The following is a 13,365-nucleotide window of genomic DNA, read 5'->3' on the forward strand; positions in this document are numbered from 1 at the left end:
TAACTGGCAGGACGCCTTCGCGAGCAGGCTCGCTCCCACAGGAGTCTGCATTGTCATAGCCGGTTCATACACCCGTGCTTAAGTTTTCCCTTTTGCAGGGAGAACACCATGAGCGATTTCAATCTCGGTCGGCGTCGCGTCATGCAAGCGGTCGGTGCCGGGCTGTTGCTGCCGGGGCTGGCGCCGGCGGTGATTGCCTCGGTCAAGGATCGTCCGCAGCTCGCCGACGGCGTGCAGTCCGGCGACCTGCTCGGCGACCGCGCGATGATCTGGAGCCGCAGCGATCGCCCGGCGCGCATGGTGGTGGAGTGGGACACCGGCAGCCTGTTTGGCAACCCGCGCAAATTCGTCTCGCCACTGGCCGATGCGCGCAGCGATTTCACCGCCCGCGTCGAACTCACCGGCCTGCCGGCCAACCAGGCAATCTTCTATCGCGTGCACTTCGAAGACGCCCAGAGCGGCGTCGCCAGCGAACCGTGGTTCGGCCATCTGCGCAGCGTGCCAACGACAAAACGCGACATCCGTTTTGTCTGGAGCGGTGACACCGTCGGTCAGGGCTTCGGAATCAACCCGGACATCGGCGGCATGCGCATCTACGAAGCCATGCGCCTGCGCCTGCCGGACTTCTTTATTCACAGCGGCGACACCATCTACGCCGACGGCCCGGTGCCCGCGCAACTGACCACCGAAAGCGGGCGCATCTGGCGCAATATCACCACCGAAGCCAAGAGCAAAGTCGCGCAGACTCTCGACGATTATCGCGGCAACTATCGCTACAACCTGATGGACGAAAACATCCGCCGCTTCAACGCCGAAGTGCCGCAGATCTGGCAGTGGGACGATCACGAAGTGGTCAACAACTGGTCGCCGGGCAAGCAGCTGGATGAGCGTTATCAGGAGAAAGATATCCACAAGCTGGTCGGCCGCGCGCGGCAGGCGTGGCTGGAATATGCGCCGATGCGTTTGCAAGCGGCGGACGGCGGCGGGCGCATTTATCGCAAGCTCAGTTACGGGCCGATGCTTGACGTATTCGTGCTGGATATGCGCAGCTATCGCGAAGCCAACGACGACAACCTCGGCGCGGCAAAACCGTTTCTCGGCCGCGAGCAGTTGGACTGGCTCAAGCGTGAATTGCAGGCGTCGACGGCGCAGTGGAAAGTCATCGCCGCCGACATGCCCATCGGCCTTGGCGTGCCGGACGGCGAGGTCAGTCCGGGCGTTGCGCGCTGGGAAGCCGTGGCCAACGGCGACCCCGGCCCGGCGCAGGGACGTGAACTGGAAATTGCCGAATTGCTCGGATTTTTACGTGCGCAGCAGGTGCGTAATTTCGTGTTTCTGACGGCGGACGTGCATTACTGCGCGGCGCATCACTATCATCCGGACCGCGCCGCGTTCCAGGATTTCGAACCGTTCTGGGAATTTGTTGCCGGGCCGTTGAACGCCGGCAGTTTCGGGCCGAATCCACTGGACAAGACGTTCGGGCCTGAGGTGGTGTTCGAGAAAGCACCGCCCGCACAGAACACCTCACCGTTTGCCGGATTTCAGTTTTTTGGTGAGGTGAATATCGAAGGGCAAAGCGGGGAGATGAGTGTGGTGTTGCGGGATCTGGATGGGGTAGCAGTGTTTGAGCAGAAGTTGCAGCCTGTTTAATCACGCTGGATCGAAAGCCCCTCACCCCAGCCCTCTCCCGGAGGGAGAGGGAGCCGACCGAGGTGTCTTGCGTCATGCATCGACCTGGAAGATCGAGGTGATTGTGGCTTTGGATTCAGTGAAGAATGCTCAGGTCGGCGTCGATCTCAAGCATCCCCCAATCAGTCCTCTGGCCCTCTGGGAGGGAGAGGGCCGACCGAGGTGTCTTGCGCTATGCATCGACCTGGAAGACCGAGGTGATTGTGGCTTTGGATTCAGTGAAGAACGCTCAGGTCGGCGTCGATTTCAAGCATCACCCAATCAGTCACCTCGCCCTCTGGGAGGGAGAGGGCCGACCGAGGTGTCTTGCGTCATGCATCGACCTGGAAGATCGAGGTGATTATGGCTTTGGATTCAGTGAAGAACGCTCAGGTCGGCGTCGATCTCGAGCATCCCCCAATCAGTCCCCTCTCCCTCTGGGAGAGGGCTAGGGTGAGGGCATTTTCCGCTCTGCCGCAATTCTGATGATCTGCTCCAACACATCATCCATCTGCTGAAGCACCTCAAGATTGCTGAATCGCACGACGTCGATGCCTTGTTGAGACAGGAAGTTCGACCGGCGCCGATCGTGAACCACCCCGGCCGTCTCATAATGCTGGCCACCATCCAGCTCAATCGCCAACCTCAACTCCACACAATAGAAATCCAGCACAAACGGCGGACATGGAAACTGTCGGCGAAATTTCAGGTTGGCTATCTGCCGGGAACGCAGGCGCTGCCAGAGCAGGTGTTCGCAATCTGTCTGGTTGGTGCGCAAGTGGCGGGCGAATTGGGCGAGGGTAGGGCGGCTTGGCATGGCTTCACGGTCCTTGTGAAGTTGAGTGGAGATTTAACAGTAGCCCATTTCCCTCATCGGAACGCCGCCCGCCCAGCCCTCTCCCAGAGGGAGAGGGAGCCGACCGAGGTGATTATGGCTATGGATTCAGTGAAGAACGCTCAGGTCGGCGTCGATCTCAAGCATCCCCCAATCGGTCCCCTCTCCCATTGGGAGAGGGCTAGGGTGAGGGGCTTTTCGCAGGCGTTAGTAAACATCCCGGCGATAGCGGCCCTGTTCGATCAGGCGTTCGACTTCGGCGCTGCCGAGGATATCGTTGAGCGCCTGGTCTACGCCTGAGGCCATACCTTGAAGGCTGCCGCAGATATAGATGACAGCACCATCTGCCAACCATTTCTTCAATTCATCCGCAGACTCACGCAAGCGATCCTGCACATAAATCTTCTCGGCCTGATCCCGCGAAAACGCCAGGTCCAATCGCGCCAGATCACCATTGACCAGCCACTCTTCCAGCTCGGCGCGGCAGAGGAAGTCGTGCTCACGGTTGCGCTCGCCGAACAGCAGCCACTGCCGTTGCTGGCCGTCGGCAATGCGTGCCTTGAGCAGGCTGCGCAGGCCGGCCAGGCCGGTGCCGTTGCCCAGCAGGATCATCGGCACGGGTTCGTTCGGCAGATGGAAACCGCTGTTGCGCCGCACGCGCAGGCTGATGCTGCCGCCCACTGGCGCGTGTTCGGTGAGCCAGCCGGAGCCGATGCCGAGGCTGCCGTCGTTGTGCTGTTCCTGGCGCACGATCAGTTCCAGCACGCCGTCAGCGGCAATCGAGGCGATCGAGTATTCGCGCATGGCCAGCGGCACCATCGCGTCGACCAGCGACTGCGCATGCAAACCGACCAGATGCGCGCGGTGCTCGGGCAGTTGCCGTGAGGCGAGGGCAATTTCCAGCGGCTCATCGATGCCGTTGACCTTCACCGGGGTCTCGCCCCGAATGCCGAGGCCGTCGAGGAAGTGCTCGATGGCCCACGGGCAATTGCGTGGCAGCACTTCGACCAGGTCACCGGCCAGCCAGCTGCGGGTGTCCGGGGCTTTGAGGCCGAGCAGAAAGACCGGCGCGCCGCTGCTGTCGGGGTTCATCAGTTCGCGACGGACCAGCGTCCAGTTGTCGTAGCTGGGTGCTTGCCAGGTTTCGCTCGGCGCCTGTCCGGTGAGCTGGCCGAGTTGCGTTTGCCAGTGACGCAACGCGTAAGGATCGCCGCTGTCGACCTCCACCGGGGCGAACAAGGTCTTGCCGCCGTGCTCGCCGAGCCATTGATGCAAGCGCTTGGCGAAGCCGCAGAAGTGCGCGTACTGCCGATCGCCGAGGCCGAGCACGGCGTAGTTGAGGCTGTCGAGTGTCGAGGTCTTGGCCAGCACTTTGCGCTCGAAACCACGGGCGCTGTCCGGCGCTTCGCCGTCGCCGAAGGTGCTGACCACGAACAATGCGTTGTTCGACTCACGCAGATCCTGTTCGCTCAGATTGGCCAGCGGCTGCACGTTGACCGGCAATCCGGCGGCCTGCAATTGTCCGGCGGTCTGCCACGCCAGTTGTTCGGCGAATCCGCTCTGGCTGGCGAAACCGATCAGCCATGCCGAAGCATCGGCGGACGGTTGTGCGAGACCTTGGCGGGCATCCTTGATCTGCTTTTTCTTGCGTCGACGGTCCAGATACAGCAGCCAGCCAGTGATGAAAAACAGCGGCATGCACACCGCTGCGATCGTCACGATGATGCGCCCGACAAGGCCGAAATAGCTGCCGACGTGCAGCGCATAAATGCTGGTCAGCAGTTGGGCCTTGAAGCTTTTGTCGGCATAGCGGTCGACGCGTTTGACCACGCCGGTGGCCGGATCGAGGGTGATCTGGTTCAGCGCGCGGTCATGGGGCGAGCTGTCGAGCAGGTAGAACACGGTTGCCGGTTGGCCGGCCACCGCCGGCATGCGAATGTTGTACGCGGCCAGACCCGGGCCGGCAGCGCTGTAGATGCTGCTCCACATCGCCGCGTAGTCGGCGGTCGGTGGCGGACCTTCCGGCGCCGGGCCGCGACCGCCGCGTACGCGTTCGTTTTGCGGCGCGTCGGAAAGCAGTCGGGTCAGGCCTTTGTTGTACCACTCGTACGACCATGACAAGCCGGTCAACGCCAGCAGCAGATAGACCAAAAGGCACCAGGTGCCGGCCACCGAGTGCAGATCCCAATTGAACGCGCGGCCCTTCTTTTTCCAGTCCAGGGTCAACCACACGCGCCAGCGGTTCCACTGGCGTGGCCAACGCAAATACAGGCCAGAGAGACAGAAGAACAACAGCATCAAGGTGCAGGCGCCGGTAATGTTGCGCCCGGTGTCGCCCATGGCGAGGAAGCGGTGCAGTTGCAGCATCAGGCCGAAGAAGTCCTGGCCAGTGGCGTCGCCCTTGAACTCGGCGGTGTACGGATCGAAGTAGCGCATTTCGCCACGCCGTTCACCCTTGGGCGGAGTGAAGAATACCCGTGCGGCGTGACCGCTGTCGGTCTCGACCCATAGCATCGCGACTTTCTTGCCGGACGCGGCTTCGATGCGTTCCACCAGTTCAACTGGCGGCAGCACTCCAGCGACCTGTTTTTCCACCTGCAGAACGGACGGATTCAGCGCGCGCAGGATCTCGTCCTGAAACGAATAGGCCGCGCCGGTGATGCCCATCAGGGCCAGCACCAGTCCTGCGGTGATGCCAAAAAACCAGTGCAACTGGAACAGGGTTTTCTTCAACACGTCACTCGCCGTCCGTTCGGAAATTGTCATCACGGCGCGCATTATGCCGTGGGTTATCAAGATGCGTTTTGCGTAACACACAAAAGCCCCGTTCAACTGAATGAACGGGGCCTGATCCGTTTCGCAGATCTTATGTGGGAGCGAGCTTGCTCGCGAAGGCGTCGTGTCAGTCAGCATCGACTTCACTGAGCCACCGCTTTCGCGAGCAAGCTCGCTCCCACAGGTTTTCACATTGGTCAGAAGTGGAAATTGGTGCTCAACAGCGCCGTGCGGCCCGCCGCCTGGTTGGCGAAGTGGGTCGAGAAGGCTTTGTCGTAATAGGTTTCGTCGGTCAGGTTCTGCACGTTGAGTTGCAGGTCGACGTTCTTGGTCAGCTTGTAGGCCGCCATCGCGTCGTAACGCACGTACGAATCGACCATCGTCGTGTTGGCGACACTGCCGTAGACGTCGTCGACGTAGAACGCGCCACCACCGATCGTCAGCTTCGGCGTGACCTGATACGTGGTCCACAGGCTGGCGCTGTTTTTCGGCGTGTTCGGCAGATCGTTGCCGTCGTTGGCGCGACCCAACGGACCACCGTCAACCTGTTCGCTGTCCATGAAGGCGTAACCGGCGAACACCTGCCACTTGTCGGTGATCTTGCCGCTGGCCGACAGTTCGAAGCCTTGCACGCGGGTCTTGCCGGCGTTCTCGTAGGAGCTGGTGTCGACCTGCACGCGAGCGTTTTCCTTCTCGGTGCGGAAGATGTCGGCGGTCAGCGACAGGCGATCGTTGAGCAGATCCCACTTGGTGCCGATTTCGTAGTTCTTGGTGGTTTCCGGCTCCATGTCGCTGCTCAGCAGGTTGCCGCTGCGATCCGGGGTGCCGCCCAGCGGGTTGCCTTCCTGACCTTCGCCCAAGGTGTTGCCCGGCGGTGTCGCCGAGGTCGCATAAGAGGCGTAGATGCTGCCGTTTTCCGCCGGCTTGTAGACCACGCCGAACTGGCCGGTGACGAATTCGCTGGTGTCATCACCCTTGGAGGTGGTGGTCCCTGCGGCGTTGTAGGTCTTGTAGTCGGTGTCGAAGTGGTCGTAGCGCAGGCCCATGTTCACCAGCCATTGCTCGGACAACTCCAGCGTGTCGAACACGTACAGCGCGTAGGTGTCGGCCTGGGTGTCGGTGCCGGCGTAGTTGCGCGAGATCGCACCGTTCCACGGATCGTTCGGGTTCGGGTTCGACAGCGAGGTGCAGTTGTAATTGCTCGAGGCGCCAATCATCGCCGGTGTGCAGTTGCTGCTGGAAGGCACATTGGTCGTACGCGGCGTGGTGTCGGTGTTGACGTTGTACGAGGATTTCTCGCTCTGCTCGCGTGTGTATTCGACACCGGTGGAGAAGCTGTTCTTGAAACCGGCCACGTAGAAGGTGCCGAACAGGTCGGTCTGGTTGGTGGTGGTTTCGGTGTTGCTCACCCGCGTGTTGGCCCGACGCCAGACGCTGCCGTTGTTGACGTTGCCCTTGCTGTCGTCCGGCTGGGTGAGGATGTAATCCTGCATGCTGCTGCCGTGGCGCAGGGTGTTCTTGATGGTCAGCGCATCGTTCAGGTCGTGCTCGATGGCGAAGGTCGCGGTGTCGGTGCGGCCCTTGCGGAAGTCGCGATCCAGACCATAGAAGTTGTCGTGATCGCCCCCGGCGTATGGCTTGTCCGGGTTGGACTTGGTGCGTGCGGCCGAACCACCGGTTGGAATGGTGTATGGGATGCCCGAGTCCGGGGTGTCGTTGCTTTCCAGATGGTAGTAGTCGAGGTTTACACGGGTATCGGTGCCCAGGCCGAAGGCCAGCGACGGCGCGATGCCCCAACGGTCGTAATCGACCTTGTCGCGACCGGCGACGTTGCTCTCGTGGCTCATCAGGTTGAGACGGCCGGCAGCGCTGTCGCTGAACTGGTAGTTGCCGTCGAGGGTGTAGCGCTGGGTCTGGTCGGAGCCGTAGGTGAGGCCGCCGTCGAAGGAGTTGCCCAGGTGCGCTTTCTTGCTCACCAGGTTGATGCTGCCGCCGGCCGCGCCACGACCGCCAATCGCCGAGTTCGGGCCTTTGCTGACTTCGATGTTTTCCACGGCGAAGATTTCACGGCTCTGCGAACCGGTGTCGCGCACGCCGTCCAGATAGGTGTCGCCCTGGGCGTCGAAGCCGCGGATGAACGGACGGTCGCCCTGCGGGTTGCCGCCTTCACCAGCACCGAAGGTAATGCCCGGCACGGTACGCAAGGCGTCCTGCATATTCAGCGCGCCGGTGTCCTTGAGCACTTGTTGCGGGATGACGGTGACCGAGCGCGGCGTGTCGACCAGCGGCGCGGTGTACTTGGGCGAGGAGGCTTTTTCGACCTGGTAGGACGTCGAGTCCTGGGCTTCGCCGGTGATGGCGGTGGCGTCCAGGGCAATGGCGTTGCCGGAAGTTTTGCTCTCGGTTTTTTCCGCCGCGAAGACCATCTGCCCAGCGGAGCCGGCGGTGATTGCGACACCGATTGCCGAGGCGAGCAGACGTGGTGAACTGACCGGTAATTGTGCGTGTTGACGTGCCATTTTTATTCCCCCTCCCCAAGGATTTGAGGCGGCGGAATATAGGGTAAACAGGTATTCGTATCAATTGCGAAACATTGTTATTCGCATTGAATTTACATTCTTTACAATTTGCCCTTACGGTTTCTGCTTGTTCATCCGTCTCGGGGGTTTTACACAGTCAATAAGAATCAATACCATTGCCGCCTTCTTGCCATCAGGTGACATCGCCATGCTGCTGCACATTCCCGGGCTGTTCGCAAAAGACGAAGTGCAGCGCATCCGCCAGGCCCTGGAGCAAGCGGATTGGGCCGACGGCAAGATCACAGCCGGCTTCCAGTCGGCCAAGGCCAAGCACAATCTGCAACTGCCCGAAGGCCACCCGCTGGCCAAGGAAATCGGCGCGGCGATGCTCGAGCGGCTGTGGAAAAATCCGCTGTTCATGTCCGCCGCACTGCCGCACAAGGTCTTCCCGCCGTTGGTGAACTGTTACACGGCCGGCGGCAGTTTTGATTTTCACATCGACAACGCCGTGCGCCAGCCCAAGGGCAGCATCGAGCGGGTGCGCACCGATTTGTCGGCGACGCTGTTCTTCAGCGAGCCGGAAGATTACGACGGCGGCGAACTGGAGATTCAGGACACCTACGGCACCCAGCGCGTGAAGCTGCCGGCCGGCGACATGGTGTTGTATCCGGGCACCAGTTTGCACAAGGTCAACGCGGTTACACGTGGTGCGCGTTATGCGTCATTTTTCTGGACGCAGAGCCTGGTGCGCGAAGACAGCCAGCGCGCGTTGCTGTTCGAAATGGACGGGGCGATTCAGCAGCTGACTCAGGACGTTCCCGATCACCCTTCGCTGATCCGCCTCACTGGCACTTATCACAACCTGCTGCGGCGCTGGGTCGAGGTATGAGTTTCCAGTTGCGCCGCGAGGAAGTTCTCGATGCGGCCGGGTTGGCGGCGATGCTTGAAGAAAGCCCGGCTCGAGCGGCGCAGGCGATATTGCTGGCGGCGGGCGAGGGCGAGGTTGAAGCGCAGGCGCTGCTTGGGCAGATCCTGCTGGATGGCCAAGGCATCGCCCAGGATCAGCCATTGGCGCTGCGCTGGTTCGCTATTGCCGCCGGTCGCGGGCATCTGATGGCGCGCAACATGCTCGGGCGTTGCCATGAGCATGGTTGGGGATGTGCGGCGGATGCCTCGGTGGCGGCGCAGCATTATCGAATCGCTGCCGAGTCAGGTCTTGATTGGGCGATGTACAACCTGGCCAACTTGCTGGCGACCGGGCGCGGGGTGACGGTTGATCATCAGCAAGCGCTGGCGTTGTATCGGCGCGCGGCTGAGTTGGGCCATGCGAAATCGATGAATCTGCTGGGGCGTTATCTGGAGGAAGGGCAGGTGTGTCCGGCGGATCCGCTGGCGGCGCGCGAGTGGTATCGGCGTTCGGCCGAGGCAGGGGATTTTCGTGGGCAGTTCAGTTATGCCGCGGTGTTGGCGGCGGAGGGTCGGGTTGATGAAGCGGTCGATTGGCTGGAGAAAGCCTTGGCCGCCGGCAATCTGAATTTCCTGCGGGTGGCGAGTCAGACGCTGGCTGATGCGACAGGCTTGCGAATTCAGGCGATGGCTAGTCGGTATGCCGCTCGGTATGCAGAGTTGCAGCGCGGCTGAAACCGCCGAGCCCTCACCCTAGCCCCCCTCTCCCAGGGGGAGAGGGAACCGACCGAGGGATGCTTGGGAGGTACGCCGACCTGCAATGGTTTTGCCGAATCCATAATCGCCAAGGTGGTTCAGGTCGATGTCGGACGGAAGACCACTCGGTCGGCTCCCTCTCCCTCGGGAGAGGGCTGGGGTGAGGGGCTATGGTATCTAGTACAAAAAACCTCCCCAGCCGAACACCCACAAAAAAGCCCACAAATTCGTGGGCTTTTCTCTTGCAGCTTGCAGCTCGAAACTTGCAGCTGCTCCTTAAACGTAAAACGACTTCAGCGGCGGGAAGCCATTGAACTCGACCGCGCTGTAGCTGGTGGTATACGCACCGGTCGACAACCAGTACAGACGATCACCAATCGCCAGGTTCAGCGGCAGGCCATACTTGTAGTTCTCGTACATGATGTCGGCGCTGTCGCAGGTCGGGCCGGCGATCACGACTTCTTCCATCTCGCCTTTCTTCTCGGTCCAGATCGGGAACTTGATCGCTTCGTCCATGGTTTCGATCAGGCCGGAGAACTTGCCCACATCGGTGTACACCCAGCGCTCGACGGCAGTGCGCGACTTGCGCGCAACCAGTACCACTTCGCTGACCAGAATACCGGCGTTGGCAATCAGCGAACGGCCCGGCTCCAGAATGATTTCCGGCAGGTCGTCACCGAAGTCTTCTTTCAGGAAGCGGATGATCTCTTCGGCGTAGGTTTCCAGGCTGTTGGTGCGGGTGATGTAGTTGGCCGGGAAGCCGCCGCCCATGTTGATCAGCTTCAGGTGAATGCCGTCTTCTTCTTTCAGACGTTCGAAGATCACTTTGACCTTGGCGATCGCCGCGTCCCAGACGCTGATGTCGCGCTGTTGCGAGCCGACGTGGAACGAGATGCCATACGGCACCAGACCCAGGTCGCGGGCGAGGATCAGCAGGTCCATGGCCATGTCGGTCTGGCAGCCGAACTTGCGCGACAGTGGCCAGTCAGCGGTGGTCGAGCCTTCAGTGAGGATGCGCACATAGACTTTCGAACCCGGTGCAGCCTTGGCGATGTTGCGCAGGTCGGCTTCGGAGTCTGTGGAGAACAGACGCACGCCCTTGTCGTAGAAGTAGCGGATGTCCTTGGATTTCTTGATGGTGTTGCCGTAGCTGATACGGTCCGGGCTGACGCCGCGATCCATGACTTTGTCCAGCTCGTAGATCGAGGCGATATCGAAGCTTGAGCCCTTGTCTTTGAGCAGGTCGATGATCTCGACGGCCGGGTTGGCCTTGACCGCGTAGTAGACCTTGGCGAATTCGAAACCGGCGCGCAGGTCATCGTAGGCCTGGGCGATCATCGCGGTGTCGATCACCACGAACGGGGTTTCCTGTTTGTCGGCGAACGCCTTCATTTTGTCGAATGTAGCGCGCGCGAAATAGTCTTCGACCTGGATCGACATGCTGGGTGCTCCTATGGGCAAACTCGTAAAAACAATGGGTGCATGAACGCCCTCCGTATCCCCACTTTGGTTCGCCTACTTCCCAAGGCATTGCCGCCGAAAGCAAAAAGGCCCAGAGATGTGCGGTTATCCCTTGGCCTTGCTGTCTCGTCGTCAGTACTTGAGCCGGATGGATCGTTTCCAGCATGGACGTTCGGCGCGAACTTTAGGGCGTGAGGGACGCGAGATCAACTAAAAATGTCGCGTTTTTGCACGCTTCTGACGTGCGTCGCGTTCATCACTCCTTCTACCCGACCGAGATGACGGGCAGATGTTCCCGGCGAATTTTCGAGTGTTAAAAATACCTGCACGTTCGTGGCTTTTGTCGGCTAGATCACAGGTAAGTATGATAGCGGCAACATCGGCGACGTTGGCAGCGAGAGAGTCTTTTGAAGGGGGATTTGGACCTTGAAGAAGCTGAATTGACGACGCTCTTGCAGGAGAGGCTGTTGAGATTCTTTGTCACCCAGTGAAGATCAACAAAATTGCGTAGATCCTGTGGGAGCGAGCCTGCTCGCGAAGGCATTTTCACAGCCGCCATCAGCGTCGACTGATATTGCGCTTTCGCGAGCAGGCTCGCTCCCACAGGGATCGGGTTTCAACCACGCAGACGGATTATGCGACCACCGTCTCAGCCGGCGAGACGATACTGGTCTTCATTCCGCGCGAACGTCCCGAGCTCAGGTACGCCGCGATCGATTCCTGCGTCACTTCACCGAGGAATACCCGTTCGGCGTCCATTACCGGCAGCCAGGCGCGGTTGAACTCGTACATGCGCGACAACAGGATCCGCAGGTGCTCGTCGTACGCTGCGGTGGCGTTGAACTCACGCAGGAATTGCGCGCAGGTGCCGGTCTGGCGATGCAGGTCGCGACGGCGCACGTAACCCAGCGCCTTGTTCTCGGCGCAGGTGACCACCACGTAGCGACGGTCGTGCTCGTCCATCAATTCCAGCGCATCGGCCACTGGCGTTTCCGGGCTGACCGACGGCGCGTTGTCCGCCGCGTCTTCGGCTTTCACCAACAGCAGGCGTTTGAGCGTGCTGTCCTGACCGACGAAATTGCTGACGAAATCATCCGCCGGATGCGCGAGCAGGGTGTCCGGGTGGTCGATCTGCAGCAGTTTGCCGGCGCGGAAAATGGCGATCTTGTCGCCCAGCTTGATCGCTTCGTCGATGTCGTGGCTGACCATGATCACGGTCTTGTTCAGCGCGCGCTGCATTTCGAAGAATTCGTTCTGGATCATCTCGCGGTTGATCGGGTCGACCGCGCCAAACGGCTCGTCCATCAACAGCAGCGGCGCATCAGCGGCCAAGGCGCGGATCACGCCGATACGCTGTTGCTGACCACCGGACAGTTCACGCGGGTAGCGATGCAGATACTGCTTGGGCTCGAGCTTGATCATGCTCATCAGTTCGCGGGCGCGGTCGTGGCATTTCTGTTTGTCCCAGCCGAGCAGTTTCGGCACCACGACGATGTTTTCTTCGATGGTCATGTTCGGGAACAGACCGATCTGCTGGATCACATAGCCGATGTTGCGGCGCAGGGTCACCTCGTCGAGATCGGTGGTGTCTTCGCCGTTGATGAGGATCTTGCCCGAGGTCGGTTTGATCAGGCGGTTGATCATTTTCAGCGTGGTGCTTTTGCCGCAACCCGATGGCCCGAGGAACACGCAGATCTCGCCTTCATTGACGGTCAGGCTCACCGAGTCCACGGCTTTGACATCTTTGCCGTTGCTTTGGAAAGTTTTGCTGAGGTTTTGAAGTTCGATCATTTTAGGAGTCCTTTTGGAGTCAGCGAGCGTTGCAGCCACTGCAAAACGAGGTCGGCGAAAATCGCCAGAAGACTGACCAGCAGCGCGCCGACGATAAGCATCGACATGTCACTGCGGCTGATGGAGGCGAGGATCAACACACCGAGGCCGCCGGCGCCGATGGTCGCGGCAATGGTCATCACGCCGATGTTCATCACCACGGCGGTGCGCACGCCAGCGAGGATCACCGGCACCGCAATCGGCAGTTCGACCATGCGCAGGCGCTGGCCGAAGGTCATGCCGATGCCGCGCGCAGCTTCGCGGATGCCCGGCTCGACGCCGGTCAGGGCGAGGTAGGTGTTGCGCATGATCGGCAGCAGCGAATAAAGGAACACGGCGGTGATCGCCGGCAGCGGCCCCAGGCCCTGGCCGAACTTGGAATAGAACGGCAGCAGCAGACCGAACAGGGCGATCGACGGCACGGTCAGCAGCACCGTGGCACTGGCTTGCAGCGGGCCGGCGAGGGTGGGAAAGCGTGTCATCAGGATGCCCAGCGGCACGCCGATGACGATCGCCGGGGTCACGGCGATGCCGACCAGAGTGATGTGCTGCCAGGTCAGGTGCATCACCTGCTGCCAGTCGAGATGGGAAAAGGCGTTCAGAAATTCCATGACT

General features: G+C 60.8%; 9 protein-coding genes. 3 read left to right on the top strand and 6 right to left on the bottom strand.

Annotation, left to right across the window (positions count from 1 at the left end; genetic code table 11):
• Window positions 1-108 precede the first annotated feature (108 nt).
• Window positions 109-1,650, top strand: coding sequence for an alkaline phosphatase D family protein (locus AB4O12_RS25500; protein ID WP_460059920.1), 1,542 nt, complete (start codon window positions 109-111; stop codon window positions 1,648-1,650).
• A 466-nt stretch (window positions 1,651-2,116) separates the two neighbouring features.
• Here the strand turns inward: AB4O12_RS25500 and AB4O12_RS25505 are convergent, their stop codons facing one another.
• The 3 genes from AB4O12_RS25505 to AB4O12_RS25515 all read right to left on the bottom strand — a co-directional run bounded on the left by AB4O12_RS25505 (window position 2,117) and on the right by AB4O12_RS25515 (window position 7,797).
• Complete coding sequence (locus AB4O12_RS25505; protein WP_056782898.1) at window positions 2,117-2,485, bottom strand: endonuclease domain-containing protein; 369 nt, start codon at window positions 2,483-2,485, stop codon at window positions 2,117-2,119.
• 225 nt (window positions 2,486-2,710) lie between these two features.
• A complete protein-coding gene (locus tag AB4O12_RS25510) occupies window positions 2,711-5,239 on the bottom strand; it encodes a PepSY domain-containing protein (protein WP_460062511.1) in 2,529 nt (842 codons plus the stop codon).
• A gap of 236 nt (window positions 5,240-5,475) precedes the next feature.
• Window positions 5,476-7,797 (bottom strand): TonB-dependent receptor, encoded by a 2,322-nt coding sequence (locus tag AB4O12_RS25515; protein ID WP_460059921.1) that lies wholly within the window; start codon window positions 7,795-7,797, stop codon window positions 5,476-5,478.
• 208 nt (window positions 7,798-8,005) lie between these two features.
• On the opposite strand from AB4O12_RS25515, the gene AB4O12_RS25520 reads away from it, so the two are divergent.
• Together AB4O12_RS25520 and AB4O12_RS25525 are read left to right on the top strand one after the other, a co-directional pair.
• The gene (locus AB4O12_RS25520; RefSeq protein ID WP_024011586.1) at window positions 8,006-8,686 is read left to right on the top strand and encodes a Fe2+-dependent dioxygenase; all 681 of its coding nucleotides are present in this window, start codon (window positions 8,006-8,008) and stop codon (window positions 8,684-8,686) included.
• Window positions 8,683-9,438, top strand: coding sequence for a tetratricopeptide repeat protein (locus tag AB4O12_RS25525; RefSeq protein WP_110646622.1), 756 nt, complete (start codon window positions 8,683-8,685; stop codon window positions 9,436-9,438). Before AB4O12_RS25520 ends, AB4O12_RS25525 begins: the two co-directional genes overlap by 4 nt.
• Window positions 9,439-9,735: 297 nt before the next feature.
• Here AB4O12_RS25525 and AB4O12_RS25530 read toward each other — a convergent pair whose 3' ends face one another.
• The 3 genes from AB4O12_RS25530 to AB4O12_RS25540 form a co-directional block, all read right to left on the bottom strand.
• Window positions 9,736-10,899, bottom strand: coding sequence for a type III PLP-dependent enzyme (locus tag AB4O12_RS25530; RefSeq protein ID WP_073473833.1), 1,164 nt, complete (start codon window positions 10,897-10,899; stop codon window positions 9,736-9,738).
• 654 nt (window positions 10,900-11,553) lie between these two features.
• Window positions 11,554-12,711, bottom strand: a complete 1,158-nt coding sequence (locus AB4O12_RS25535) for an osmoprotectant ABC transporter ATP-binding protein OsmV (protein ID WP_016771732.1) — start codon at window positions 12,709-12,711, stop codon at window positions 11,554-11,556.
• Window positions 12,708-13,361, bottom strand: coding sequence for an ABC transporter permease (locus tag AB4O12_RS25540; RefSeq protein WP_460059923.1), 654 nt, complete (start codon window positions 13,359-13,361; stop codon window positions 12,708-12,710). The genes AB4O12_RS25535 and AB4O12_RS25540 overlap by 4 nt, the downstream gene beginning before the upstream one ends.
• Window positions 13,362-13,365 lie beyond the last annotated feature (4 nt).

Source organism: Pseudomonas sp. S2_A05 (assembly GCF_054668485.1).

Coding starts and splice junctions, on each gene's coding strand:
- AB4O12_RS25515 (WP_460059921.1), bottom strand. CDS start 7,797: ATGGCACGTCAACACGCACAATTACCGGTCAGTTCACCACGTCTGCTC.
- AB4O12_RS25530 (WP_073473833.1), bottom strand. CDS start 10,899: ATGTCGATCCAGGTCGAAGACTATTTCGCGCGCGCTACATTCGACAAA.
- AB4O12_RS25525 (WP_110646622.1), top strand. CDS start 8,683: ATGAGTTTCCAGTTGCGCCGCGAGGAAGTTCTCGATGCGGCCGGGTTG.
- AB4O12_RS25500 (WP_460059920.1), top strand. CDS start 109: ATGAGCGATTTCAATCTCGGTCGGCGTCGCGTCATGCAAGCGGTCGGT.
- AB4O12_RS25520 (WP_024011586.1), top strand. CDS start 8,006: ATGCTGCTGCACATTCCCGGGCTGTTCGCAAAAGACGAAGTGCAGCGC.
- AB4O12_RS25535 (WP_016771732.1), bottom strand. CDS start 12,711: ATGATCGAACTTCAAAACCTCAGCAAAACTTTCCAAAGCAACGGCAAA.
- AB4O12_RS25505 (WP_056782898.1), bottom strand. CDS start 2,485: ATGCCAAGCCGCCCTACCCTCGCCCAATTCGCCCGCCACTTGCGCACC.
- AB4O12_RS25540 (WP_460059923.1), bottom strand. CDS start 13,361: ATGGAATTTCTGAACGCCTTTTCCCATCTCGACTGGCAGCAGGTGATG.